Here is a 24,280-nt window from a genome sequence, read left to right on the forward strand (position 1 = left end):
TCAGCGGCCCCGGTCCCCGGGGCCGCTACTGCTTCATGCAAGATCCGGGCTAGCCGCGCTGTGCCTCGAGATCCGCGCGGGCCTGCAGATGCCCTTGATGGGCGTCCTGGGCCGCGCACGGAACTCGGCGAGATCGAGCTCGTCGACGACATCGAGCACCAACCACGCCAAGTGATCGACCGGCAGCCACTCGCGCAGGCTCGGCGGGAGCAGCAGCTCCTGCTCGCGATCACACGCCAAGAAATTCTGCGGCATCAACCGATCGTCGTGACCGAGCCGGACGCATTCCGACCGGCCAAGCCACGGCTTTGCGCGACAGCCTCGGAGGGGGCGTCAGTTTTCACGAGGTTGTCCCGTGGGCTCGTGGAACTTTGTAGGCGGCGGTTCTCCCGCCTCGTCCGCTCGTTGCGCGAGCGTGACGGGTGCTTGAAGTCCATCCGAGACGAGGAGAACCGCCATGAAGAACGTAGAGCAGGATCCCGACGACCGCGAGCTCGCGCTGCCGCCCGTGGTGCAGGAGGCGCTCGGCGAGCTGGTGAATGCCGCCAAGGACGGGCTGCTGGCGTTGAGCGTCGGTGTCGGCCTCGGGGTGCTGGACACGCTGATGGAGGAGGAGGTCTGCGAGGTCGTCGGGCCGAAGGGCCGACGTGACCCGGACCGTGTCGCGGTCCGTCACGGCCACGAAGCCGGGGAGGTCACGCTCGGCGGGCGTCGTGTCGGTGTCCGGCGTCCGCGGGTGCGTGCCGCGGACGGCAGCGGCGAGATCGGCCTTCAGACGTACGCGCATTTCGCTGACCGCGACCCGCTCACCCGCGTGGTGCTCGAGCAGATGCTCGCCGGCGTTTCGACGAGGCGGTTCGCCAGGACGCGCGAGCCGGTCGGTGACGATGTCGCCGCGTCTGAGCGGTCGACCTCGAAGTCGGCCGTCAGCCGCCAGTTCGTCGGCCGCACGACCGAGCACCTGCGCGCCCTGATGAGCCGAGACCTCGCAGACGTCCGCCTGGCGGCGTTGATGCTCGACGGGATCGAGCTCAAAGGGCGCTGCTGCGTCGTCGCGCTCGGCGTCACGACCGACGGGGTGAAGGTCCCGCTCGGGCTCTGGGACGGCTCGACGGAGAACCAGACGGTCGCTCGGCACCTGCTCGCCGATCTCGTCGACCGCGGCCTCGATGTCGACCAAGGTGTTCTGGTCGTCCTGGACGGCGGCAAGGCGCTGCGCGCCGCGGTCGACCAAGTGTTCGGCGCCGTCCCGGTGCAGCGGTGCATCCGCCACAAGGAGAGAAACGTCCTGGATCATCTTCCCGAGCACGACCGGCCGGTCGTCAGACGCCGGCTTCGCGCCGCGTGGAAGACGGGTGATCACCAGCTCGCGCTCGACGAGCTGATCATGCTCGCCGACAAGCTCGCACGCTCGCATCCGGGCGCCGCGGCATCGCTGCGCAAAGGTCTCGAAGAGACGCTCACGCTGCAGCGCCTGGGCTGTCCGGAGCAGCTGCGCCGCACCCTCTCATCGACGAACCCGACCGAGTCGATGATCGAGTTCGTCCGCCGCACCTCACGCAACGTGAAGCGCTGGCAGTCCGGCGACATGTGCCTCAGATGGACCGCCGCCGGGATGCTCGAGGCCGAGCAGCAGTTCCGCAAGATCATCGGCGTCCAGCACCTCGCGAAGCTCACGATCGCGGTCGAGCGCGACGTTGCGGCACGCCGAGCCACGGCCATGCCGCCGACCGCGCCCACCACGACCCCCAAGCCGGCCGCTACGCTCGCCGCGACTCATTGATCACCGGGACCGCCGCCGAGAAGTTCCACGGCGAACGGGACATCCTCTTTTCACGCGGCGCCGACAGTGCGGAGGCCTCGTCCTGCTAGACCGCTTGGTCCGGTCACGAGCAGACTGGCCTCGTTGGGCTGACGCGGCGCCCGACGACCAAGCCCTGAGAGATCGGAAACAGCCGACGGAGGCCCGCGTGCTGAACGCCGCGGGCCGGCGGGCCGGCAGCCGGCGACGCGCGCGGATCAGTCGGCGGCATCGCTGCCGTGCGGCGCCCGGTGAGGGCGCGCCGAACGCAGCGGCGCGTTCCTCGCGAGCCACGTGGCTCGCAACGCTCGGGACCGCAGGAAGCTTACGTCTCAGCGGTGCCGACGCGCTGGGCGGGCGTGAACCTCGCGGGGAGCGAGATGTATCCGTTGGCGATCGCGATGTCGGGATAGTGCTGAACCCGATCGGAGTCGAGGCGATAGTCGCCGAGCCGCTTGATCACTTCTCGGATCATCACTTTGAACTGAGCGCGCGCCATGTGCGATCCGAGGCAGCGATGTGCGCCGAGACCGAACGCCGTATGCCGGTTCGGGAACCGGTCCAGCTTCACCTCGTCTGGGTCCTCGAACTCCGAAGGATCATGGTTCGCGCCGGCCCAGCCCATGAGGACATGGTCGCCCGGGCAGAGCTTCGCCGGCCCGATCTCGTACTCCTCTGTGACGGTTCGCGCAAGCGCCGGGATCGGAGAGAAGTAGCGGAGAAATTCTTCGCAGGCGAGATCCATCGCCTTCGGGTCGAGCAATCCCTCGCGAGCCTCAGGGTGCTCGTCGAGCCAGACCAGCGCGTTGGCCGCGAGGCTCGTGGTCGTGTCGAGGCCGCCGCCGAGCAGCGTCATGATGCATTCGAGAACCTGCTGGTCGCTGAGCCTCGAGCCGAGGACCTCGACTTCGCACAGGTGGCTCACCATGTCGTCCGTGGGCTTGGCGCGACGGTCCTTGATCGCTTCTTGGACCTCGCCGGCGACGAGCATCAGCAGTTCGACGACCTCTTGGAACTCTGGTTTCGTCGGTGTCGTGTAGAGCCACCTGTGGAACGCCTCGCCGTACTTGTCGGCACGGTCGAGCGGCAGGCCGATGACCGCAAGCGTCACAGCGGCCGGGATCCGTCCCACGACGTCGGCGATGAGGTCGCACTCACCCGCCTCGATGATGTCGTCGATGCATCGAGTCGTGTGTTCCTCGATGAGAGGGCTGAGCTTGTCGATAGCCCCGGGGGTGAACCACGGGGTGATCACACGCCGGAGAGCCCGGTGCTCAGGCGGGTCCTGCTCGATAATGAGCTGCCGAACCGGCCCCTGTGGGATCAAGATCCCCGTCCCGTTCGCTCCCCCGCCCTCGATGTCGTTGTAGGACGAGAAGTGGTCGTCGTCGCGCGCGATCTCCGCCACTTCGTTGTAGCCCGAGAAGACGTAGTACCCGCCGTGAGCTTCGGTGTACGCGACTGGGCACTGCGTGCGGAGCTCTCGCCAGATCCGCATCCAGTCCACTGCGAACTCCTCGGTGTGGTGGTCGAAGTCCACGGTCGGAACCCCGCGACCCTCCGACCCGGACAGCTCCGGTGACGTGCTCTCAGAGGACGACATGTCTCAGCTCCTTCGGCGATAAAGTCCGTGTACGGAGTACCGTATCGGCAGCGCGGCCGTTCGGTCAAGAGCACCGAGCATCGGCGTCGGCGCACGCGGTGACGGCCGAGCGCCGGCCTACTCGAAGTATTCAGCGTTTCGCTGGATGAAGCCTGCCCACTCGGACGGCACCCGATCGGCGGGATAACAAGCGTCGACTGGGCACGCCTCGGCGCACGCATCGCAGTCGATGCACTCCTCTGGATCGATATAGAGCTGCTCGGCCGACTTGTATGCCGGGTCGTCCGGTGATGGTTGGATGCAGTCCACTGGACAGACCTCGACGCACGAGCTGTCCTTCCGACCAATGCACGGCTGCGTGATGACGTAAGCCACTTCCTTGCGCTCCTTCGAAGGGGTGGGTCGAGTGAACGCAGTGGAGGATACTCCGTATACGTACTATATGTCTGATGAACTGAGTCAAGCTGGCTTGCTCTGCTGCGGCAGGGCGCGTCGGGGTCGGCCGTGACCGCGTCAGATGCGCGCCCACGGCCTGCAGGCTCGGGGTCGTCGCCCGGTAGTATGCGGTGGCGGTGCCGTGTGATGGCCGTCGCGGATGGCACCGTCCCGCGGACCATCCAGCTCCCGCTGTACGGTCGCCGTACGGTCAAACGTGTCGAAATCTGCGCCTACGTGACCACATACGTACCTCCGCGCAGGCCCGATTGCGGGCCTAGAAAGACCGCATTTGCGGGCTTATCGCTGCATATCGTGCCCAAGCCCTCTGCCGGACTCGAACCGGCGACCCCTTCCTTACCATGGAAGTGCTCTACCAACTGAGCTAAGAGGGCGCGTCCCGGGAGAGTAGCGCGCCCGGGCCCCGAGACGCGGAGCGCGGGCGGCGAGAACCCAGATCGTGCCGGTGAGGGACCGCCTTTGAGTTCTCGGCCGCTTGGGGGGGGGGCGCCTGGACGGCGAGCGGCGCGCGGGCGCACCCGCATCGCCCCGGGCGGGTACGGTCGGAGCCGGGAACCGATGACCGAGCCTCCGCACGACCACTCGTCCGCCCATCACGCCCCGGGGCTCAACCCGGCGCTCGCCCAGACCCGGTACTGCCCGCGCTGCGCGGCGGAGGTCGAGGTCGACTTCCCGCGGCTGCTGCGCTGCGCGACCTGCTCGTACGTCGAGTACTTCAACCCGAAGCCGGTGTCGTGCGCGATCCCCCGCCGCGCCAGCGACGGGCACGTGTGGCTGCTGCGCCGGGGCTTCGATCCGGGTGGCGGGCTGTGGACGTTCCCGGGCGGGTTCGTCGACCTCGGCGAGTCGACGGAGCAGGCGGCGCACCGCGAGACCCGCGAGGAGATCGACGTCGCGATCGAGCTCACGGGGCTCGTCGGCGTCTACTCGCGCCCTCAGGACCGGGTCGTCCTCGTCGTCTACTCGGCGACGACGGCCGAGACGCCGCGCACGACGCCGGAGGCGACGGAGGTCCGGTGCTTCGCCCCGGCCGAGATCCCGTGGGACGAGCTCGCCTTCTGGTCGACGGAGGACGCGCTCCGCGACCTCCTCGCGCAGGAGAGCTGAGGCGACGGCTACTCGAGGAGGCCGCGGCGCATCGCCCCGGCGACCGCGGCCGCCCGGTCGGCGACGCCGAGCTTCTCGTAGAGGCTCTTGAGATGCGTCTTCACCGTGCTCTGGCTGAGGTGCAGCCGCTCGCCGATCGCCGGCGCGCTCAGGCCGTCGGCGGTGAGCTGGAGGACCTCCCGCTCGCGCGGCGTGAGCACCGGGCGCTCCTCGCGCTCGCGCGTGACGATCTCGGTCGCCAGGCCGGCCTGCACCTCGGCCGCCAGGACGACCTCGCCCCGCGAGACCGCCGCGACCGCGTCGCAGATCCGCTCGCGGGTCGCGGACTTCGTGAGGTAGCCGCCCGCCCCGGAGGCGACGGCTCGATAGACGGTGTCGCTGTCGAGATGCGCGCTGAGGAGGACGACGCGCGTCGGCGTCCCGTCCCGGCGCAGCGCGTGGAGGATCTCGGGCCCCTGGAGGCCCGGCATCTGGACGTCGAGGATCGCGACCTCGGGACGCAGCGACTGGATCGCCGCGAGCGCCTCCCGGCCGTCCCCGCTCTCACCGACGAGCTCGAGGTCCGGCCGCGCCTTCACCGCACGCGAGACGCCCTCGCGGTAGACGGGATGGTCGTCGGCGACGTAGACGGTGGTGCGACAGGCGGTCATTCGGCTCCTCACCGCAGCGGAGTCTGAGGTTACCTGCCTGCGGTGAGTGGAGGGTAGGCGCGGGCCCGCCGGAAGTTCGACCCCCGGCGCAGGTGAACTTCATCACCCGCGCCAGGGGTCGGACGGCCTCAGCCGCCCTCGGCCGAGATGAGATCGACGACGAAGACGAGCGTCTCGTTCGGGAGGATGCCCGGCGGCGGCGTCTCGCCGTAGGCGAGGTCGGGCGGGATGACGAGGAGGCGGCGGCCGCCCTCCTTCATCCCGGCGATCCCCTGATCCCAGCCCGGGATGACCTCGCCGGCGCCGAGCGTGAACGTGAACGGCTCCCCGCGGTCCCAGCTCGCATCGAACTGCTCGCCGTTCGAGAACGACACGCCGACGTACTGCATCGTGAGGACGTCGCCGGCCTCGGCGACCTCGCCCTCCCCGTCGACGATGTCCCGCGTCACGAGCGTCGGCGGCGCGTCGCCGCTCGGCGTCTCGATCTCGGGCTTCGTCGAGGTGTCGGTCGAGATCTCGCCGACATCGACGTCCTCGGCCGGGCGCGGCTCCTCGGCCGCGGGCTCGCCGCCCGTCTCGCCGGCCTCCGCCGTCTCCTCGGTCTCCTCGCCCCGGACGTCCGCGACGGTGCGCTCGTCGTCGTCGCAGGCCGCGAACCCGACGGCGAGGAAGACGGCCGCGAGCAGGGCGCTCAGCTTCTTGAAAATCGTCTGCATGGGCGGCCGAATCTACCGATTGGCATCCTCCCTCGGGCCTTGCCGGCGCCGCTCGGACACCCGCTCCCCTCCCGCTCCGCCCTGCGCGCCGCGGGACTCTCGACGGGTCGTCGCCTCCGGGCGACGGCGCCCGCCGTCGCGCAGACGTCGCTCGCCGCCGCGCTCGCGTGGCTCGTGGCGGTGGAGGTCGCCGGGCACTCGGACCCGTTCTTCGCGCCCGTCGCCGCGATCGTCGCCCTCGGCGTCGTCGTCGGCGAGAGGGCGCAGCGCGCCGCCGAGATCGCGGTCGGCGTCGCGCTCGGCGTCGCGGTCGCCGAGGCCCTCGTCATCGCACTCGGGTCCGGCACCCTCCAGATCGCGCTCGTCGTCGCGCTCGCGATGGTCGCCGCGATCGCGCTGGGCGGCTCCCGGCTCGTCGTCGGCCAGGCGGCGTCGAGCGCCGTCCTCGTCACGACGATCGACGTCCCCACGGAGTTCGACTTCGCCCGGCCCGTGGACGCCCTCATCGGCGGCGTCGTCGCGATCGCCATCCACTACCTCCTGCCGATCGACCCCGTGCGCCTCGCACGCCGTCACGTGCGCCCGGTCCTCGACCGCTTCGCGGCGCTCCTCGACGCGACGGCCGACGCCCTCGCGACCGGTGACCACGACGAGGCGGTCGAGGCGCTTGCGGGGATGCGCGACCTCGAGCGGGCCGTCGGCGAGCTGCGCGCGGCCGTCGAGGTCGGCCGTGAGACCGCGCGCTTCGCGCCCCTGCGCCGCCGCGAGCGCGCGGTCGTCATCAGGTACGCGCACGCCGCGCCGCAGATCGACCTCGCGGTGCGCAACGGCCGCGTGCTCGCTCGTGGGGCCGTGCGCGCTGCGAACCTCGCCGCGCACGTCCCGCCCGAGGCCGCCGACGGTGTCCGCGAGCTCGCGGAGGCGGTCCGCGCGGTGCGCCGGGCGCTCGAGGACCCGGCTCTCGTCGTCGACGCCCGCGGCGCCGCGCTCGCCGCCGCGGCGGGCGCGACGCTCGCCCTCGAGAAGACCGGGAACCTCAGCGTGAGCGTCGTCATCGGGCAGGTCCGCTCGACGGCGAGCGACCTCCTCGTCGCGCTCGGCGCGACGCCGGAGGCCGCCGCGGACGCGATCCGGGAGGCGGCGGCGACGCCGGGCGCCGGCCGGCGCTGACGTCCGGGCGCGCTGCGAGCCTCCCCGCCGTGGCCGGCGCCCGTCCCCGCACCTACGTCGCCTCCCCGCACGGCTTCACCGAGGCGGGGCGGGCCTACTACCGGGAGACGCTCCTCCCCCGCCTCGACGACGTCGTCGACATCGTCGACCCGTGGTCGCTCACGCCCGCCGAGGAGGTCGCGGAGCTCGAGGCCGCCGGCCGCTTCGCGGAGCTCAACCGGCGCATCGGGCGTCGCAACGAGGAGGCGATCCGCTCGTGCGAGCTGCTCGTCGCGGTGCTCGACGGCCAGGAGCCGGACGCCGGCACCTGCGCAGAGGTCGGCTTCGCCGCGGCCCTCGGCCTCCGCATCGAGGCGATGCGCAGCGACTGGCGCGAGGCAGGGGAGCGCGGGGCGCTCGTCAACCTCCAGGTCGAGCACTTCGTCCGCGCCTCCGGCGGCGATGTCGTCGACCGCCTCGACGCGCTCGTCGAGCGCCTCCGCGTGCGCGCCGCGTCCTGACGCCGCGGCGGTCAGCCCGCGTGGTCGGCGGTCCCCCGCTCCCCTGCGGAGCCGGCGGTGACCGCCACCCGCTCGATCGCGACGATCGCCGTGTCGTCGGCCTGCGCGCCGGTCTGGAACGCGTCGAGGGCGGCCTCGATCGCCGCGACGGCGGAGGCGGCGTCCGTCGTGCCGGCGAGAGCCTCGTGGAGCCGCCGCTCACCGAAGCGCTCCGCGCCGCGGCGCGCGTCGAGGACGCCATCGGTGTAGAGGACGAGGACGTCGCTCTCGACGAGGGGGACCTCCGCCGCCCGGTAGCCGACCTCCCACGCGCCGACGATCGGGCTCGTCTCGGCGACCTCCGCGGTCACCCCGTCGCGGACGATGATCGGCCGCGGGTGTCCGGCGCTGACGACGCGGGCCGCTCCGGGCCCGCCGGCCGCGGGCAGCAGGACGGCGCACACCGTGCAGAGCGCGAGGCTCTCGCGCGGCAGGAGGAGCGCGTTGAGGTGCGCGATCGCCTCCGCTGGGTCGCCCGTGAGCATGCCCGCCGAGCGCAGCGCGTGTCGCGCCTGGGCGGTGAGGGCGGCGGCGGGCGCGCCCTGACCGGCGACGTCACCGATCGTCACCATCCACCCGGCCGGCGTCGCGAAGGCGTCGTAGAAGTCCCCGCCGACCCAGTTCTCCTCGCCCGCCGGCCGGTAGGCGCTCGCGAAGGCGACCCCGGGGACCGCTGGGAGCTGCTCGGGGAGGAGGCTGCGCTGCAGGGTCGAGGCGATCCGGCTGCGCTCGGTGTAGAGGCGCGCCGTCTCGATCGCCTGCCCCGCGCGGCGGCCGAGCTCCTCGGCGAGCGCGAGGTCGGCGGCCGTGAAGACCCGGCCGGACTCGGCGCTGATGAGGCTGAGGACGCCGACCGCGTCGCCGCCGCGGGCGAGCAGCGGCACCTGGACGACCGACCGGATGCCGACCGCGCGCACCGCCTCGAGCTGCTCCTCGTCGAGGATCGACGCGCTGAGGAGGTCGTCGGAGACGTCGCGGTGGAGCTGCGCGATCCCGGTGCGGACCACCTCCCCGGAGCCGGTCGAGGCGTCCACGCGAGCCGGGAACCGCTCCCCGTAGCGGCGTGCGAACGCGACCTTCTCCGGGTCGCGGTGCGCGACGGCTGCGAGCCGCAGCTCGGGGCCGTCGGTCCGCAGCGTCACGGCGCACCAGTCGGCGAGCTCGGGGACGGCGACCTGCGCGACGGCCTGCAGGGTTGCGTCGTCGTCCATCGAGGACGAGAGCGCCGCCCCGGTCTCGGCGAGGACGCGCTGCGTGAGCTCCGCGCGCTTGAGCGCGGTGATGTCCTCGGAGATGCTCACCGCCATCTCGACGCGGCCGTCGTCGTCGAGGATCGCCGTCGCCTTGACGAAGAGCCACTTCTCCTCGCCGGTGTCGCGGTGGATGCCGCGGCTGACGAGCGGGGGCGGCGCGAGGTTCTCACCGGTGAGGATCCTCCGGCTCGGGTACTCGTCGGGGCGCAGCGGCGTGCCGTCCTCGTGCCATGCGTGCCACCGGTCGGCGATCTCCTCGACCGTCGCGGCGACGACGGCCTCCGGCGAGGGGAGCCCCATCGCGAGCGCGGCCGCCCCGTTCGCGTAGACGATGCCCCGGCCCGGGCGCTGGATGAGCACGGCGGCGTCCATCGCCCCGAGCGCGACGCCGAGACGGTGCTCGGCGGCGGCGAGCTCGGAGGAGAGGCCCGCGTTCTCGAGGACGAGCGCCAGCCGCTCGCCGACCGTCTCGACGAACGGGATGTCGGCCTCGGCGAAGCTCCGGGTGGAGCGACTCGTGTGCACGAGCCGCACGATGCCCACCGGCCGCCCGCCGATCCGCAGGGGGAGGAGCGCCGCCGAGCGACCGCCGAGCTCGTGGAGGAGAGCGCGGTCGTTCGCACCCAGCGTGGCGTCGGTCGAGACGAGACGCGCCCGCGAGGTCGCCTGCGTCCCCGTGCCGAGCACCTCGGAAGCGGACACGGGCGTGCGCGCGACGGCGTGCGCGAGGGATTCGCCCTCCGGCCCCTCGACGCGGACGGCGAGACGGCGGGGGACGCCGTCGTCGACGATGTCGATGACGCACGCGTCGGCGATCTCCGGCACGAGGACGTCGGCGAGTCGTCGTGCGGTCGTCGCGAGGTCGGGGCGGTCTTCGGCGACCTCGGCGATCCGCGTGAGGAGCCCGAGCCGGGCGCGCGCGGCGTTCGCGCGACGGCGCTCGCGCACCCCGATGGCCGCCGCGACGGCCCATCCCCCGACCAGGCACGTGAGCCCACGCCGGCCGTCGAGGTCCGTCCGTCTCCGCAGTCGAGTTCCGATGCGCCACTCTATTCTGCGCGGCGCGTCGCGCGCCACTGGGTCGGCGCGTGTTCGACCGGCCTCACGCGTCGAGCACCATCCGCACCTCGAACCCCTCGTCGTAGGCGAGGCCGATGTCGGCGCAGAGCTGATGGGCGATCCAGAGGCCGCGACCGCCGTCGGCGAGCGGGTCGTCGGTCACCGGCGCGAGGCCGACGCACGGATCGACGGGTCCTTCGCCCTCGTCGGAGACGACCACGACGACGCGGTCGGGTTCCACCCACACGCGCAGCCGCGCGTGCCCGGCTCCGTGGAGGCCGGCGTTCGCGACGGTCTCGGAGACGACGAGCCGCAGTCGCGCGAGCGCCTCGGGCGACAGAGCCTCCCCGGCGCCCGCGACGGCCGCCCGCGCCTCCGCGGGCGTGACGCCGCGCCGGTCGAGGTCCGGCGGGCCGAGCTCCGCGCCGTCGCCGAGGAGGGGCCCGGGGGCGCGCTCACGCAGGTACGCGGCCGGATCGAGGAACCAGGGGTTGCGGCGCATCCCGCCCGGCTCGACGAGGTAGGGGTGGGTCGCGAGGACGTCGTCGAGGATCTCGGGCGGCGTGACTCGGCGGTCGTAGGTGCAGACGCCCCAGAGCGGGAGCTCGGCGAGGGCGCCGGTCACCGCCGCCTCGTAGCGCAGCCACGCCTCCCACGGGGCGCCGCGCCCGCGGTGGGGGACGTCCCCGACCACCCGGATCGCGGTGGCGCCGGCCCCGAGCAGCTCGGCGAACTGGCGTCGCAGGTCCGCGAGGGCCCGTGACGGGTTGTCCCTCCGCGCCGTCCCGTTCGGGAGGAGCACGCCCTCGAGGTCGCCGATCGCCTCGCGGACGACGCCGAGCGCGGGCTCGTCGAACGTGAGCATCGTCGCCTCGCCGGCGGCGAGCCCCTCGCGGACGAAGGGCTCGACGACGGCGACCAGCTCGTCGTCGCCCTCGTGGAGCGCCAGCGCGTGGAGGTAGCCGTCGTGATGGGCGGGGGGACCCGCCGTCACGCCCCGACCTCCACCTCGACCGAGTGCAGCTCGAGCAGCTCGGCGACGCGGCCGAGGGTCGGCGTCGCGCCGCGAAGGACGATCCGCGTCGCACGCTCGCGCGCGTGGCGCTCGAGGAGGAGCAGCGCCCGGTGGTCGGCGAACTCGAGGCCGTGGACGTCGATCTCGATGGGCCGACCGTCCGCGGGCGGCTCCGGCATCGCCGCGAGGGCACGGGCGAAGAGCTCGGCGCCGGCGAGGTCGAGCTCTCCGCGCAGGAGCGCGCCGTCCCCGCCGTCCGCGGCGAGAGCGAAGGGCGCCAGGCCGACCGGGCTGAGCGGGTGGACGCACGCGACCTCGGCGAGCGCCTCCGGGCCGAGCAGCCGGCGGTCGTAGGCGCACAGCGCGGAGAACGGGCGCCGCGCCATGAGGCGGTCGACGAGCAGCTCGTAGTGCGCGAACGGCCGGCGGGCCTCGGGGTCGACGACGAGCGTGCTCACGTCCGCGACGGCGCGGAGTCCCGCGAACCCGTCGGCGAGGGCCTCGTCGAGGACCTCCTCGCAGTGGGCGACCTGCGCGGCGGCGACGAACGACCGGCCGTCGGCGTACTGCGCGGCGAGCGGCTCGATGATGAGACGCCGGTCGGCGAGGAGCGCCTCGACGTCACCGAGGCCGCGGAGGAGCTCGCGGGCGGCGACCGGGTCGCCGGGCGCGACGACGCCGACCCTCAGGCCGGCCTCGAGCCCCTCGCCGAGGAACTCCGTCGCGACGGCCGCCAGCTCACGCTCGCTCGCGAACGTCCAGCAGAGGTGGTCGTGGAGCCCGCAGCCGCGCGCGCTCTCGATCTCCTCCGCTCTCCTCATGCCCCGATAGTGGGGGACGCGGGGGGCGCGCGTCAACCGTCGCGGGACGATCGTCGACGCGCGCCCGCTGATCGGGGTGTCACTCGGTCGTCGGCGTGATCTTCCGGGCCTGGGAGCCGGCGGGCGCCACGGGCACCTTCACCTCGAGCACGCCGTCCTTGTGGTGCGCCGAGATCGCCTCGGGATCGGCGCCGGCCGGGAGGGTGACGGACCGCTGGAAGTGGCGGGAACGCCGCTCGCGACGGACGAAGCGCTCCTCCTCCTTCTCCTCGGACTCCTCGTGCGAGCCGCTGATCGTGAGGATGCCGCGGTCGATCTCGACGGCGATCTCGTCGGCCGGGATGCCCGGCATGTCGGCGCGGATCGTGAGCCCGTCCTCGCCCTGGACGACGTCCATCTCGCCGAGCCCCGAGGGGACGCGGCCGAAGAGGTCGTCGATCATGCGGTCGAACGGGCCGAAGCGCTCGGGACGCGAGGCGCGACGCGGGGCGATGGTGGTGGAGGCCATGGCGAGGTCCTTTCCGGGAGGGGGACGGGCCGCGAGCGTCGCCCCTGCGCCCCGCCTGGCGCATCAGCAGTCGCGCGCCGACACGGTCCGTGATCTCCCGCAGGTCGATCCGCGCCGGTCGCGGTTCCGCGCGACCCGTGCAGCCGGGATCCTCGCCGCATGTCCCAGGGGTCGACGTTCCGCGCAGGCGACTGGATCGAGGAGCCCGCCACCGACGGGCCGCCGCGTCGCGGGCTCGTCCTGGAGGAGCTCGGGTCCGCCGCCCACCCCCGCTACCGGGTCCTCTGGGACGAGGAGCACGAGACGATCCACGTCCCCTCGTGCCATGCGCGGCGCGTCCAGGCCCACCTGCCGGCCGCGGGCTGACGCGGGCGGCAGGGCCGCGTGCACGCGCCACGCCGCGCTGCGGACTCTCCGCGACCCCGTTCCGGGGGGTCTGCGGTCGACGGCCGGGTCGTGCGACGCGAAGCTGCGGGCATGACGACGACCGACGCCCGCCCCGACGTCCAGCTCGACCCGCCCGCGGACCGCACGATGTCCGCGCTGCGGCTCGTCGGCTGGCAGGAGCCGCCGCAGCTCGTCGAGGCCCCCGTGCCGCGGCCGGGCCCCGGTGAGGTGCTCCTGCGCGTCGGCGGCGCCGGCGCCTGCCACTCGGACCTCCACCTCCTCGACTGGCCGGAGGGCACGCTGCCCATCGACCCCCCGTGGACGCTCGGCCACGAGAACGCCGGCTGGGTCGCCGAGCTCGGCGCCGGGGTGAGCGGCTTCGCGGTCGGCGACGCCGTCGCCGTCTACGGCCCGTGGGGCTGCGGGCGCTGCGCCTCCTGCCGACGCTCCAGCGAGAACTACTGCGAGCACGCCTCCGAGCTGCCCGCGATGGGCGGCGGCCTCGGGCTCGACGGCGGCATGGCCGAGTGGATGCTCGTCCCGTCGTCCCGTCTCCTCGTCCCGCTCGCCGACCTCGACCCGCGCGACGCCGCCCCGCTCACGGACGCGGCGCTCACGCCCTACCACGCGGTGCGCCGCTCGCTCCCCAAGCTCCTCCCGGGCAGCTCGGCGCTCGTCATCGGTCTCGGCGGCCTCGGCCACATGGCGGTCCAGATCCTCAAGGCGGTGTGCTCGGCGCAGGTCATCGGCGTCGATCGCGACCCGGCGAAGCGCGCTCTCGCCGAGCGCGTCGGCGCGGACCTCACCGTCGGGACCGACGGCGACGCGGCGGCCGAGATCCTCGAGGCGACGGGAGGTCGCGGCGCGGAGGTCGTGCTCGACATCGTCGGCGCCGACGAGACGCTCGCGCTCGCCGCCGCGTGCGGCCGCCCGGAGGGCGACATCGCGCTCGTCGGCCTCGCCGGCGGCACGTTCCCGGTGTCGTTCTTCAGCCAGCCCTACGAGTGCGCGATCGCGACGACGTACTGGGGGAGCGCGATCGAGCTCATGGAGGTCCTCGACCTCGCGCGCCGCGGGCACATCCACGCCGAGACCGAGCGGCATCCGCTCGGGGAGGCCGTCGCGGTCTACGAGAAGCTCCGGCGCGGAGAGGTGCAGGGGCGCGCGGTCGTCTGCCCGAGCGGGACGTAGGGCTTCTCCGGGATCCTGCCCCCATGCGCGCCGTCCTCTTCGACGGGCCCGGCCGCCCGCTCCGCGTCGCGGAGGTCCCACAGCCGACGCCGGGCCCCGGCGAGGTGCTGCTCCGCGTCCGCGCCTGCGGCCTCTGCCGGACCGACCTCCATCTCCTCGACGGCGAGGTGACCGTCCCGTCGCCGCCGCGCATCCTCGGCCATCAGGTCGTCGCGACCCGCGAGGGGGAGGACGCACGCGTCGGCGTGCCGTGGCTGGGCTGGGTGTGCGGGCACTGCGCCGCGTGCCGCCGCGGCGAGGAGAACCTCTGCCCGCAGGCGCGCTTCACCGGGCGCGACGTCGACGGGGGGCTCGCCGAGTGGATGGTCGCCGACGAGCGCGCGTGTCTCCCGATCCCGGAGGGCTACCCCGACGCGCAGGCCGCGCCCCTCCTCTGCGCGGGGCTCATCGGCCACCGGGCGCTGCGGATGTGCGGCGACGCCGAGCGGCTCGGCCTCTACGGCTTCGGCGCGGCGGCGCACATCCTCGCCCAGGTCGCCGCATGGGAGGGACGGCGGGTCTTCGCCGTCACGCGACCGGGGGACGATCTCGCGCAGTCGTTCGCCCGCGAGCTCGGCGCCGAGTGGGCCGGCGACGCCGGGGCGCGTCCTCCGGAGGAGCTCGACGCGGTCATCATCTTCGCGCCGGAGGGAGCGCTCGTCCCGCAGGCGCTGCGCGACATCCGCCCCGGCGGCGTCGTCGTCTGCGGGGGGATCCACATGAGCGACATCCCCTCGTTCCGCTACGAGCTGCTGTGGGGCGAGCGGACGATCCGCTCGGTGGCGAACCTCACGTTCGCGGACGGACGCGACTTCCTCGACATCGCCCCGCGCGTGCCGGTCCGCACGACCGTGACGACGTACCGGCTCGAGGAGGCGGCGGGCGGGCTCGACGACCTCCGTGCCGGCCGCCTCACCGGCGCCGCGGTCGTCACCGTGGACGAGGATCCGGGAACCGCGGCCCGAGGCTGACGCCGGGCGGCCGGAGGAGCCCGCGCGCCCGCGCCTCGCGCTCGAGGTCGTCGCGGTGCTCGGGCGCGGCGATCGCGATGAGGCTCCTCGCGCGGTCGCTCAGCGTCCGGCCGCGCAGCGTCGCGACGCCGTGCTCGGTGACGACGTGGTCGACGGCGTTCTTCGCCGTCGTGACGACCGACCCGGGCGTGAGCGTCGGGCGGATGCGGCTGAACCCGCCGCTCGTCGTGCTGTGCAGGACGACGAACGCCTCCCCGCCCGGGGACCACATCGCGCCGCGAGCGAAGTCCGCCTGGCCACCGGTCCCCGACCACGGCCGGCCGCCGATCGTCTCGGAGGCGCACTGCCCGTACAGGTCGACCTCGGTGGTGGCGTTGATCGAGACGACACCGGGCTCCTCGGCGATCGTGCGCGGGTCGTTCACCCAGTCGACCGGCTCCAGCTCGACGACCGGGTTCTCGTGGAGCCAACCCAGCAGGGCGTCGCTCCCGAGGGCGAAGGTGGCCGTGGCCCTCCCCGGGCGCAGTCGGCGCCGAGCCCCGGTGACGACGCCCCGCTCGATGAGCTCCATGATCCCGTCCGAGACGAGCTCGGTGTGGACGGCGAGGTCGCGGTGGCCGCGGAGGGCGGCGAGCACGGCTTCGGGGAGCGCGCCGATCCCGACCTGGATCGTCGCCTCGTCCGGGATGCGCTCGGCGATCGCGGCGGCGATCGCGTGATCGCGGTCGTGAGGGACGGGACGCGAGTGCACGACGAGCGGCCGATCGGTGGAGCACCAGCCCGCGACGTCGGAGAGGTGGATGCGGTGGTGCCGTCCCGCGGTCCGCGGCATCTGCGCGTTCACCTCCAGGAAGATCGGCGCCTCCCCGAGAAGGGCGGCGACGTACTCGGCGTTCGTCCCGAGGGTGCACCAGCCGTCCGCGTCGGGCGGGCTCGCCGCGGCGAGGAGGAGCGAGCAGCGCGTGTGGCGGCGCAGCACCTCGGGCACCTCGGAGAAGTTCGCGGGGAGGAACTCGCACCGGCCCGCGTGATACGCGGGCCGCGTCGCCTCGGAGAGGAAGAGGCTCACGTGCCGCAGCCCCGGCAGCTCGCCCTCGATCGACGGCCGCGGCCGCAGCGCGTGCATCTGGTGGATGCGAACCCCCGAGAGCCCGTCCGCGGCCTCCTCGAGCGCATCGAGGACCGCGACCGGCTCGCCGTTCGCCATCCCGACGACGAGGTCGTCGTCGGGTCGGACGAGCTCGAGGACGTCCTCCGGTCGACCCTCCGGGCGCGGCGTCGGCATCACCCTCGACGCTACCGGGGAGCGTCGGCGAGCGCCGACGGGCGCGAGAGCGCTGCGGAAAGCCCGCACCCGAGAAGGGGCTTCCCCCGATGACCACCGCGGCAGCGCCTGCGAGCGTGCACACGTGGCCCCCTGCAACGCGATGTCCCCCGCGCCGACACCACTCCCATCGCCGCTCCTGGACGAGCACCGCTCTGCCGCCGTCATGCGCGCCGCGCGCGACATCGCCGCGCGGCGCGACCCCGACGAGATCGTCCGCGCGCTCCTCGACGCCGCGCGCCGGCTCACCGGCGCGGGTGACGCGCGTGTCGAGGCCCCGAAGGACCGTCCCGCGGGTCCCTTCCTCGTCGAGCGCTCGCGCATGCGGACGTGCCTGCGCGTCCCCATCCGGGTCGACGGCGTGCCGTGGGCGACCCTCGTGCTCTCCGGTCGAGAGGACGGCGGGTTCGACATCCCCGACGAGGAGACCGCCGCGACGCTCGCCGACTGGGCCGCCCTGGCCCTCGCCAACGCCGAGCGGCTCGCCGAGAGCGAGCGCCGCCGGCGGGCCCTCGAGGACGCCGCCGCGGCGCTCGAAGGGACGACCGACATCGCGAGGGCGATCGGCGAGGCAGCCGACCTCGCCGCGGTCCTCGAGCTCACGGCGGATCGCGCCCGCGACCTCGTGGGCGCCCAGGTCGTCGTCATCTCGCTCGTCGAGGGCACCGACCTCGTCGTCGCGGCCGCCTCCGGCGAGCACCACGAGATCTCCGTCGGCGCGCGCCGCGCGCTCGCCGACACGACCGCCGAGACCGTCCTGCGGCGACGCCGCCCCATGAGGCTCGACGCGGGCGATCCGCGACTCGCGCCGCTGCAGAGCGCGCTCTCCGCCCCGGACACCATGAGCGCGCTCATCGTGCCCCTTCTCTGCCGCGGGAGGGCGCTCGGCGTGCTCGCCGCGATCGACCTCGACGGCGAGAAGCCGTTCACCGCGGCGCACCGCGAGCTCCTCGTCGCGTTCGCCGCGAGCGCCGCCATCGCGGTCGCCACCGCGAGCAGCGCGGCCGACGAGCGCGTCCGCGCGGTCGTCCGCGCCGAGGAGCGCGAGCGCGCCCGCTGGGCGCGGGAGCTGCACGACGACACGCTGCAGGAGCTCGCCGTCCTCGGCATCGAGCTCGCCGACGCGCACCGCGTCACGAGCGACCCCGCGGCGAGGTCGGCGCTCGAGCGTGCGATGAGCCACACGGTCCAGCAGGCCGACGGCCTGCGCCGGCTCCTCTCGGACTTCCGGCCACCCGATCTCGACGCGATCGGCCTCGAGGCGGCGCTCGCGACCCTGGTGCGGCGCGTCGAGGGTCGCGCCGGCGTCGTCGGCGAGCTCGACGTCGACCTCCCCACCTCCTGCGATCGCGAGGAGGGTGATCACCGCCCCGACGCCGAGGCGGCCGTGTTCCGGATCGTGCAGGAAGCGCTCACGAACGTCGCCCGCCACGCGGAGGCGACGACGGTGCGCGTCGTCGTCCGCGGCGACGGCGGCCGTCTCTCGATCGAGATCGCCGACGACGGCCGGGGCTTCGACCCGGGAGGTCGCGCCGACGGCTTCGGCCTCCTCGGGATGCGCGAGCGCCTCGAGCTTCTCGGCGGGCGCCTGCGCATCGAGACCGGCGGAGCAGGCACGACCCTGCGCGCCGAGATCCCCGCCCGCTGGGCGGTGTGAGCACCCGCGACCGCCGCGCTGCGGCCCGTGCGATCATCGACGCCGCGATGCGTCACGCGATGCGAGACCGCCGCCGGACCTCATGACCGTCACGCTCCTCGACGGCTCGGAGGCCATGATCCGCCCCGTCCGCGACGGCGACGACGACGTTCTCATCGGCCTCTTCGCGGGGCTGAGCGCGGAGAACCGCCACCGCCGCTTCTTCAGCGGCGGCGCGGACGCCCGCGCTGCCGGCCGCTGGGCCGCACACCCGCCCGAGGGGGCCCGCGGGCTCGTCGCCGAGCGCGCCGGCGTCGTGGTCGCCCACGGTGTCGGCGTCCCGAGGGACGACGAGTTCGCCGAGGTGGCCTTCGCGGTCGCCGACGACCTCCACGGCATCGGTCTCGGCACCGCGCTCCTGCACGAGCTCGCGCAGTGGGCGGTCGACGCGGGGATCCCCGTCCTCGTCGCCGACGTCCTCCCGGGGAACCGCGAGATGCTCGACGTCCTCCACCACGCCGGGTCGACGCACGACGCCCGCTTCGAGGACTTCGTCGAGGTCGAGCTCCACCCCGCGGACATCCTCGCCCGCCGCGCGGCGCCCGACGGCGCCGCGGGATCAGCGGACGAACGGTGAGGCGAGGATCTCGGGCTCGCGCGGCACGGCCGGCGGATCGAAGCGGACCTCGAGCCCCATCCCGGCTCGCGGCGGGGACGGCAGCTGGCCGCCGTCGCGCGCGTCGAGCCAGGGGGAGAGCCAGCGGCCCGCGATCTTCGTCTGCGGCCACCACAGGCAGTGGTCGGAGACGAGCGCGGCGTCCGGTCCCGTGCGGATCCAGAGGTCGTGGTCCCCGGTGAGGAGCCAGCCGCGAAGCACGGGGGTATAGGGCCACGGCCGCAGCTCGGGATGCACCCGGGCGGCGATCGCCTCGACGACCGCGTCGGCCTGCTGCGCAGCGAGACCGCCCTGCTTGAGGGTCCGCGCGGTGACGTCGCCGGCGGCGAAGACGTCGTCGAACCCGGCGACGCGACCGTGCGCATCGACCGGCAGCCAGCCGGTCCGGTCCCCCGGGATGCCCGGGATCTCGCGGGGACGCAGCGCGGGGAGCGCGACGACGGCGTCGACCTCGACGGTCCTGACGCCCGAGCTCACGCGGAAGCGGTTCGCGGCCGGCCACCCTCCGAGGAGGGTCTCGATGCCGGCCTCGTCGAGGAGACGCCCGACCGCCTTCGACGCCTCGGGTCCGAAGACGCGCAGCGGCGCCGGCTCCGGCGCGACGAGGGTGACGCCCGCGCCCTCGCGGGCGAGGAGGAGAGCGAGCTCGTAGCCGGGCATGGGCCACACGTGCTCGTCGGGGACGACGACGGCCACGCGGCCGATCTCGCCCGAGCGGACCCCGTCGACGATCTCGCGGACCGGGCCGAGGTCCTCGGGGCGGAACGTGACGATGTCGGAGAAGGGAGCGGTCTCCTGCGCGCCGACGGCGAGCACGAGGGCGTCGTACTCGTAGGCGGCGCCGCCGGTCGTCGTCACGGTGCGCTCCCGCGGCTCGACCGCGGCGAGCATGTCGCTGATGTGGAGGGCGCCCGCCTCGGCGAGGATCTGCTCGACGGGCATCGTCGTGCGCCTCGACTCGAGGAACGGCTCGGCGACCGACATCGCGCGCACGCTGAACGTCGTCGCGGTATCGATGAGCGTCGTCTCGACCCGGTCGCCGGCGAGGGCACGGAGACCCAGCGCGGTCTCGAGGCCCGCGACGCCGGCACCGGCGATGACGACGCGAAGAGGGTCGTGAGGCATGGTGATGACGGTAGGTCCAGCGGCGCGATGCGTCGTCCGCGCGGGTCACGGGACCGCCTGCGGCAAGTCCGCAGTCCGGGCCTCGGTCCGCCACGCGTCGATGAGGCGGGCGAGCCGCGCGGAGGCGAGCGCACCCGCCAGCGTGGGAAGCCAGAAGTTGAAGACGCGGTAGGCGAGGACCCCCGCGAGGGCCAGATCGGCGGGGACGCCGAAGGCGAGAAGGGCGAGGACCATCCCGCCCTCGACGCCGCCCGCGCCGCCGGGGAGCGGGAGGAGGTTGCCGGTCATGCCGACGAAGTAGGCGACGACGAGCCCGGCGAGCGGCGGGTCGGCCCCGACCGCCTGCAGGCAGCAGAAGAGCACCGCGGCGTCCGTCGCCCACCAGGTCGCCGCGAGCGCGACCGTGCGCGGGCGGTCCCGCGCGATCACTGCGGCGGTCCGCAGCCCCGGGGCGAGCGGCGTCCGGCGGGTCGCGGCGAGGAGGACCGCGAGGGCGACGATGACCCCGCCGATCGCGGCGGGGACGAGCGTCATCCCGAGCGGCGCGGGACCGGGGAGGAGGCCGGCCGCGAGGCCGGCGCCGACGGCGACGACGGCGAGGACGTACGGCGCGTAGAGGATCGTCATGAACGCGACGAGATGCCGGACGACGAGGCGCCGCGCGATGCCGGCCGTGTGGAGCGTCCAGCCGGTGAGGACGAGGCCACCCGCGCCGCCCGCGTTGAGGAGCCGGGTCGCGGCGACCCCGGCGAGCGTGATCGTCCACGACGCGCCGCGGTCGATGCGGTGGCTCAGCGGGCGGAACACCGCCCCGAAGAGCGCGGCGTAGGCGGCGAACGACGGCAGCTCGAGCGGGGCGGCGGCGGCGATCCAGAGGAGGTCGGCGTCGGCGAGGGCGTCGGTGGAGCCGAGCAGCCCGGGCACCACGAGGTAGACGAGGATGACCGCGGGGACGAGGAGCGCGGCGGACCGTGCCGCCGCCCTCGGGGATCTCACCCCTCGGCCGCTCGACGGACGGCGGCCATCATGTCCCGGCGCGCGAGCGCCGCAAGGGGCCCGATGAGCGGCCACACCGCGGCGAGCCGGCGCCGCGCGACGTCGTCGAGCGGCGTCGTGCGCGTCCGGCAGACGAGGTGCGAGCGGCGCGCGTCGAGACGGAGCACCTCGAAGCCCCAGAGCACCTTCGCGATGCCGCGGGCGGCGAAGCCGTCGAACTCGTCGGGACCGACGACGTCGCCCCCGACCGGGGGCCGCCAGAGGAGCCCGAAGACGACCTCGTGGCCGGGGCGGCCGGGCAGAGGGATCCACGGCGTCTCGCCCTCGGCGAGGACGCCGAGGGTCGCCGCGCCCCGGGCCGGCGACGGGTCGCCGCGGCGGCGCGCCGCCACCCGCTCGGGCATCATCGCCGCAGCGACGAGCCACCGTCCGAGGCGCCCCGAGAGGAGGTCGGCGCGCCAGAGCGCATCCCAGAGCTCACCGGCGGAGGCGGCGACGTCGAGGTGCTGCTCGGTCGCGACCGCCGGGCAAAGCGCGGCGCTCTCGATGAGGGGCGCCCGCGCGGCGGGCGTGTCGGTGGGCAGCGCGATCGCCGTCATGGGCGCATCGTCCGCGCAACGCGGCGGCGCGCCATCCGCAGACGGGCGCGGTCCTCCTACGGCCGTCTACGGAGGACGGGATCCGGTCGTGCGCCTAGGGTCCTGGCATGCCCCTCCCGCTGCAGCTCGTCGCTCACGACGGCACGGACCGGGGAGCGGACGCGCTCGCGCTGGGCCGTGCCCTCACGGACGGGGGCGAGGGATGTCGCCGGCGCGTCGTCCACGTCGAGGAGCCGCCCGCGCCGCACCTGCTCTTCGGTGACGAGGAGCGCCTCGAGACCGCACGCCGGACGGCGCACGAGAGGCTCGGGAGGGTGCGCAGGAGCCTGCGGCGCGACGAGGACCTGGCGGTCGTCGAGTCGGACTCTCCCGCCCGCGTCTTCCACGACATGGCGGAGGCCGACGACGCCGCGATGGTGGTCGTCGGGCCGAGCCGGCACGCGGGGGCGGCGCTCGCGGTGCTCGGCACCGTCGCCGACAGGCTCGTCCACGGGGGACCGTGCCCCGTCGCGATCGCTGCTCCCGGCTTCGCGTCCGGCCCCGGTGCGATCCGGCGGATCGCCCTCGCGTACGACGGCGGCCCCGAGGCCGAGGGCGCCCTCGAGCTCGCGCGCCGTCTCGCCCGCGACCTCCGGGCGGTCGTCGACGTCATCACCGTCCACGACCCGCCGGTGCCGATCGGCACCGCCGCGCTCGCCGGCATCCCGCTCGAGCCCGCGGACGAGGTGATGCGACGGGCGCTGCGGACGGCGACGCGCGCGCTCGACGAGCTCGACGACGAGATCGTCGGCGCGGCGCGGACCCCCGGCCCCCCGATCGGCCACGCCATCGTCGAGGCGGCGAGCGACGCCGACCTCGTGGTCTGCGGGTCGCGCGGCTACGGGCCGGTGCGGCGCGTGCTGCTCGGCTCGACCGGCCGGCACGTCGTCCATCACGCGCCCTGCTCGGTCGTCGTCGTCCCGCGCACGGCGGGCGACGACACGTCGTGAGCGCGTCGCACGCGGCCGTGCGGGAAAACCCTCACGCGCAGGCGGCATGAGTGCGGAGGCGCGGGGAGCCGAGGACCGCGACGATCGACGCATGCCCACCACGATCCTCGCCGGCGTCGACGGCCGCCCGGGCGGCCGCGACGCGATCGCCCTCGCCGCGCAGCTCACGCCCCCGGGCGGGCGCCTCGTCCTCGCCGGCGTGTGGCTCTCGAGCCACCTCCTCACGTTCACGTCCTACCCGGACGAGGCCGCCGCCGCGTGTCGCTCGACGCTCGAGAGCGAGCGTGAGCGCGCAGGCGTCGAGGCGGAGCTCGTCGACCGGGGCACGACATCGGTCGCACGCGGGCTCCACGAGCTCGCCGTCGACGAGGGCGCCGACGTCCTCGTGCTCGGGTCCGGCGGCCGAGCGCGCCCTGGCCGCGTCCTCCTCGGCGACGACGTCCGCTCCGCCCTCCATCACGCTCCGTACTCGGTCGCCGTGGCTCCCGCGGGATGGGCCGGGGCCGCCCGGCCGCTCGGCCGCGTCGGAGTCGCGTGGCACGCCGCGGACGACGCGACCCCGGCGCTCGAGACAGCCCGGGCGATCGCGGCGAACGCCGGCGCGACGCTCACCGCCATGACCGTCGTGCGCCACCTCACCGGCCCGACCGCCCCCGGGCCGTTCGTGCTCGCCGACCCCTCCTGGGAGGAGGTCGTCGACCGTGAGCTGGGCGAGGCGCGGGCGAGGCTGCAGGGCCTCGGCGTCGGCGCCGGCCGCGCTGTCGTCGGTGCGCCCGTCGAGGAGCTTCGCGCGTTCTCCGAGGACCTCGACCTGCTCGTCGTCGGCTCGCGCGGCTACGGGCCCGTCCGGCGTCTCGTCCTCGGGAGCACCGGTGACGGCCTCCTGCACGACGCCGCGTGCCCCGTCCTCGTCGTCCCGCGGCCGGCGGGCAGCCCCGATCGTGAGAACGAGGCCGAGGAGCCCGCCGCGGCCCCTGCGCCGGCAGGGAGCTGACGCAGGCCTGGCCCCGAACGACGACGGCCCGCCGGGAAGGCGGGCCGTGTCGTGAGTGGCGGGGGCAGGATTCGAACCTGCGAAGGCAGAGCCAAGCGGTTTACAGCCGCTCCCGTTTGACCGCTTCGGTACCCCGCCAGGGGATCGCGGACTATAGCGCGAGGCCGTCACCGGCAGCCGTGTCAGACCCGTCAGGCCGGCCGCTCCCGAGCGCGAAAGGGAGACCGGGATCGACCTCGTACGCTGCGTACTTCGGTCCGCCGAGGCGGATCCCCTGGCCCGCCTCGACTGCGCCTGATGGGATGCACCACCGGCGCCCGTCGGAGACGAGCACGAAGAGCAGATCACAGCGGTTCGGGGCGAACATCGTCGTCGTGCCGCTCCAGCTGCGGTTCCCGCCGCGCGTGCACAGGGTCACCTCGTACCGCCCCTTGCGGAACACGCGCGACGTCTTCACCTGCACGCGCCGCACCACGTCGCCGCGGGTGACGACGAGGTCGGCGTCCGGGCCGTGGGTCACCGGGAAGTACACCTGCCAGCCCTGGCGCCCGAACCACTCCATCGCCGACAGCTCGCCCAGCGAGCCCTGTTCCCGCGGAGAGATCACGAGGGGGGAACATATGTTCGTCAGCGGACGGACGTGCGGTCGGCCCCC

General features: G+C 74.3%; 25 protein-coding genes and 2 tRNA genes. 11 read left to right on the plus strand and 16 right to left on the minus strand.

Features of this window, described 5'->3' with window-relative positions:
- Window positions 1-33 precede the first annotated feature (33 nt).
- Window positions 34-255: a hypothetical protein gene (locus ACME2J_RS12105; protein ID WP_495545225.1), complete on the minus strand. Its 222-nt coding sequence runs from the start codon at window positions 253-255 to the stop codon at window positions 34-36.
- A gap of 202 nt (window positions 256-457) precedes the next feature.
- Between ACME2J_RS12105 and ACME2J_RS12110 the strand changes: the two genes are divergently transcribed.
- A complete protein-coding gene (locus ACME2J_RS12110) occupies window positions 458-1,783 on the plus strand; it encodes an IS256 family transposase (RefSeq protein WP_495545174.1) in 1,326 nt (441 codons plus the stop codon).
- A 343-nt stretch (window positions 1,784-2,126) separates the two neighbouring features.
- Here ACME2J_RS12110 and ACME2J_RS12115 read toward each other — a convergent pair whose 3' ends face one another.
- The 3 genes from ACME2J_RS12115 to ACME2J_RS12125 form a co-directional block, all read right to left on the minus strand.
- Window positions 2,127-3,404, minus strand: a complete 1,278-nt coding sequence (locus ACME2J_RS12115; protein ID WP_495545175.1) for a cytochrome P450 — start codon at window positions 3,402-3,404, stop codon at window positions 2,127-2,129.
- Between the two features lie 117 nt (window positions 3,405-3,521).
- Entirely contained in the window at window positions 3,522-3,779 is a 258-nt protein-coding gene (locus ACME2J_RS12120; protein WP_495545176.1) for a 4Fe-4S dicluster domain-containing protein, read from the minus strand.
- A gap of 382 nt (window positions 3,780-4,161) precedes the next feature.
- Window positions 4,162-4,234 (minus strand) — tRNA-Thr (locus tag ACME2J_RS12125).
- A gap of 184 nt (window positions 4,235-4,418) precedes the next feature.
- On the opposite strand from ACME2J_RS12125, the gene ACME2J_RS12130 reads away from it, so the two are divergent.
- Window positions 4,419-4,967 carry an NUDIX domain-containing protein gene (locus tag ACME2J_RS12130; protein WP_495545177.1) on the plus strand — a complete coding sequence of 183 codons (549 nt, stop codon included), beginning with the start codon at window positions 4,419-4,421 and terminating at the stop codon, window positions 4,965-4,967.
- 8 nt (window positions 4,968-4,975) lie between these two features.
- Here the strand turns inward: ACME2J_RS12130 and ACME2J_RS12135 are convergent, their stop codons facing one another.
- Together ACME2J_RS12135 and ACME2J_RS12140 are read right to left on the minus strand one after the other, a co-directional pair.
- Window positions 4,976-5,617 (minus strand): response regulator, encoded by a 642-nt coding sequence (locus ACME2J_RS12135; protein WP_495545178.1) that lies wholly within the window; start codon window positions 5,615-5,617, stop codon window positions 4,976-4,978.
- A gap of 128 nt (window positions 5,618-5,745) precedes the next feature.
- Window positions 5,746-6,132: an FKBP-type peptidyl-prolyl cis-trans isomerase gene (locus ACME2J_RS12140; RefSeq protein WP_495545223.1), complete on the minus strand. Its 387-nt coding sequence runs from the start codon at window positions 6,130-6,132 to the stop codon at window positions 5,746-5,748.
- Between the two features lie 240 nt (window positions 6,133-6,372).
- On the opposite strand from ACME2J_RS12140, the gene ACME2J_RS12145 reads away from it, so the two are divergent.
- Together ACME2J_RS12145 and ACME2J_RS12150 are read left to right on the plus strand one after the other, a co-directional pair.
- Window positions 6,373-7,503 carry an FUSC family protein gene (locus ACME2J_RS12145; RefSeq protein WP_495545179.1) on the plus strand — a complete coding sequence of 377 codons (1,131 nt, stop codon included), beginning with the start codon at window positions 6,373-6,375 and terminating at the stop codon, window positions 7,501-7,503.
- 29 nt (window positions 7,504-7,532) lie between these two features.
- Window positions 7,533-8,003 (plus strand): nucleoside 2-deoxyribosyltransferase, encoded by a 471-nt coding sequence (locus tag ACME2J_RS12150; RefSeq protein ID WP_495545180.1) that lies wholly within the window; start codon window positions 7,533-7,535, stop codon window positions 8,001-8,003.
- 11 nt (window positions 8,004-8,014) lie between these two features.
- Here ACME2J_RS12150 and ACME2J_RS12155 read toward each other — a convergent pair whose 3' ends face one another.
- From ACME2J_RS12155 to ACME2J_RS12170, 4 genes are all read right to left on the minus strand, one after another.
- Complete coding sequence (locus tag ACME2J_RS12155; RefSeq protein WP_495545181.1) at window positions 8,015-10,243, minus strand: SpoIIE family protein phosphatase; 2,229 nt, start codon at window positions 10,241-10,243, stop codon at window positions 8,015-8,017.
- A 154-nt stretch (window positions 10,244-10,397) separates the two neighbouring features.
- Window positions 10,398-11,348, minus strand: a complete 951-nt coding sequence (locus tag ACME2J_RS12160) for an anti-sigma factor RsbA family regulatory protein (RefSeq protein WP_495545182.1) — start codon at window positions 11,346-11,348, stop codon at window positions 10,398-10,400.
- A complete protein-coding gene (locus ACME2J_RS12165) occupies window positions 11,345-12,190 on the minus strand; it encodes an MEDS domain-containing protein (RefSeq protein WP_495545183.1) in 846 nt (281 codons plus the stop codon). Before ACME2J_RS12165 ends, ACME2J_RS12160 begins: the two co-directional genes overlap by 4 nt.
- Window positions 12,191-12,269: 79 nt before the next feature.
- Window positions 12,270-12,698: an Hsp20/alpha crystallin family protein gene (locus ACME2J_RS12170; RefSeq protein WP_495545184.1), complete on the minus strand. Its 429-nt coding sequence runs from the start codon at window positions 12,696-12,698 to the stop codon at window positions 12,270-12,272.
- A gap of 159 nt (window positions 12,699-12,857) precedes the next feature.
- Between ACME2J_RS12170 and ACME2J_RS12175 the strand changes: the two genes are divergently transcribed.
- From ACME2J_RS12175 to ACME2J_RS12185, 3 genes are all read left to right on the plus strand, one after another.
- Window positions 12,858-13,064, plus strand: a complete 207-nt coding sequence (locus ACME2J_RS12175; RefSeq protein WP_495545185.1) for a DUF1918 domain-containing protein — start codon at window positions 12,858-12,860, stop codon at window positions 13,062-13,064.
- 168 nt (window positions 13,065-13,232) lie between these two features.
- Window positions 13,233-14,276 carry an NAD(P)-dependent alcohol dehydrogenase gene (locus ACME2J_RS12180; RefSeq protein ID WP_495545224.1) on the plus strand — a complete coding sequence of 348 codons (1,044 nt, stop codon included), beginning with the start codon at window positions 13,233-13,235 and terminating at the stop codon, window positions 14,274-14,276.
- 23 nt (window positions 14,277-14,299) lie between these two features.
- A complete protein-coding gene (locus tag ACME2J_RS12185) occupies window positions 14,300-15,286 on the plus strand; it encodes a zinc-dependent alcohol dehydrogenase family protein (protein WP_495545186.1) in 987 nt (328 codons plus the stop codon).
- On the opposite strand, the gene ACME2J_RS12190 is transcribed toward ACME2J_RS12185, so the two are convergent.
- The gene (locus ACME2J_RS12190) at window positions 15,246-16,571 is read right to left on the minus strand and encodes an acetyl-CoA hydrolase/transferase family protein (RefSeq protein ID WP_495545187.1); all 1,326 of its coding nucleotides are present in this window, start codon (window positions 16,569-16,571) and stop codon (window positions 15,246-15,248) included. The genes ACME2J_RS12185 and ACME2J_RS12190 overlap by 41 nt on opposite strands.
- Before the next feature lie 124 nt (window positions 16,572-16,695).
- Between ACME2J_RS12190 and ACME2J_RS12195 the strand changes: the two genes are divergently transcribed.
- Complete coding sequence (locus ACME2J_RS12195) at window positions 16,696-18,267, plus strand: GAF domain-containing sensor histidine kinase (protein ID WP_495545188.1); 1,572 nt, start codon at window positions 16,696-16,698, stop codon at window positions 18,265-18,267.
- A gap of 82 nt (window positions 18,268-18,349) precedes the next feature.
- A complete protein-coding gene (locus ACME2J_RS12200) occupies window positions 18,350-18,883 on the plus strand; it encodes a GNAT family N-acetyltransferase (RefSeq protein WP_495545189.1) in 534 nt (177 codons plus the stop codon).
- Here the strand turns inward: ACME2J_RS12200 and ACME2J_RS12205 are convergent.
- Genes ACME2J_RS12205 through ACME2J_RS12215 form a run of 3 tightly spaced genes read right to left on the minus strand, consistent with a single transcriptional unit; the run spans window position 18,866 to window position 21,642 of the window.
- A complete protein-coding gene (locus ACME2J_RS12205; RefSeq protein WP_495545190.1) occupies window positions 18,866-20,047 on the minus strand; it encodes an NAD(P)/FAD-dependent oxidoreductase in 1,182 nt (393 codons plus the stop codon). The two genes, ACME2J_RS12200 and ACME2J_RS12205, sit on opposite strands and share 18 nt — an antisense overlap.
- A gap of 45 nt (window positions 20,048-20,092) precedes the next feature.
- Window positions 20,093-21,043 (minus strand): flippase-like domain-containing protein, encoded by a 951-nt coding sequence (locus ACME2J_RS12210; RefSeq protein ID WP_495545191.1) that lies wholly within the window; start codon window positions 21,041-21,043, stop codon window positions 20,093-20,095.
- Entirely contained in the window at window positions 21,040-21,642 is a 603-nt protein-coding gene (locus tag ACME2J_RS12215) for a hypothetical protein (RefSeq protein WP_495545192.1), read from the minus strand. Before ACME2J_RS12215 ends, ACME2J_RS12210 begins: the two co-directional genes overlap by 4 nt.
- A 107-nt stretch (window positions 21,643-21,749) precedes the next feature.
- Here ACME2J_RS12215 and ACME2J_RS12220 point away from each other — a divergent pair, with 107 nt between their 5' ends.
- Together ACME2J_RS12220 and ACME2J_RS12225 are read left to right on the plus strand one after the other, a co-directional pair.
- Entirely contained in the window at window positions 21,750-22,631 is an 882-nt protein-coding gene (locus tag ACME2J_RS12220; RefSeq protein ID WP_495545193.1) for a universal stress protein, read from the plus strand.
- A 91-nt stretch (window positions 22,632-22,722) separates the two neighbouring features.
- Window positions 22,723-23,625, plus strand: a complete 903-nt coding sequence (locus ACME2J_RS12225) for a universal stress protein (protein ID WP_495545194.1) — start codon at window positions 22,723-22,725, stop codon at window positions 23,623-23,625.
- Between the two features lie 56 nt (window positions 23,626-23,681).
- Here the strand turns inward: ACME2J_RS12225 and ACME2J_RS12230 are convergent.
- A tRNA-Tyr gene (locus ACME2J_RS12230) sits at window positions 23,682-23,763 on the minus strand.
- A gap of 13 nt (window positions 23,764-23,776) precedes the next feature.
- Window positions 23,777-24,232: a group I intron-associated PD-(D/E)XK endonuclease gene (locus tag ACME2J_RS12235; RefSeq protein ID WP_495545195.1), complete on the minus strand. Its 456-nt coding sequence runs from the start codon at window positions 24,230-24,232 to the stop codon at window positions 23,777-23,779.
- Between the last annotated feature and the right edge of the window lie 48 nt (window positions 24,233-24,280).

The sequence above is a fragment of the Paraconexibacter sp. genome (assembly GCF_059438195.1).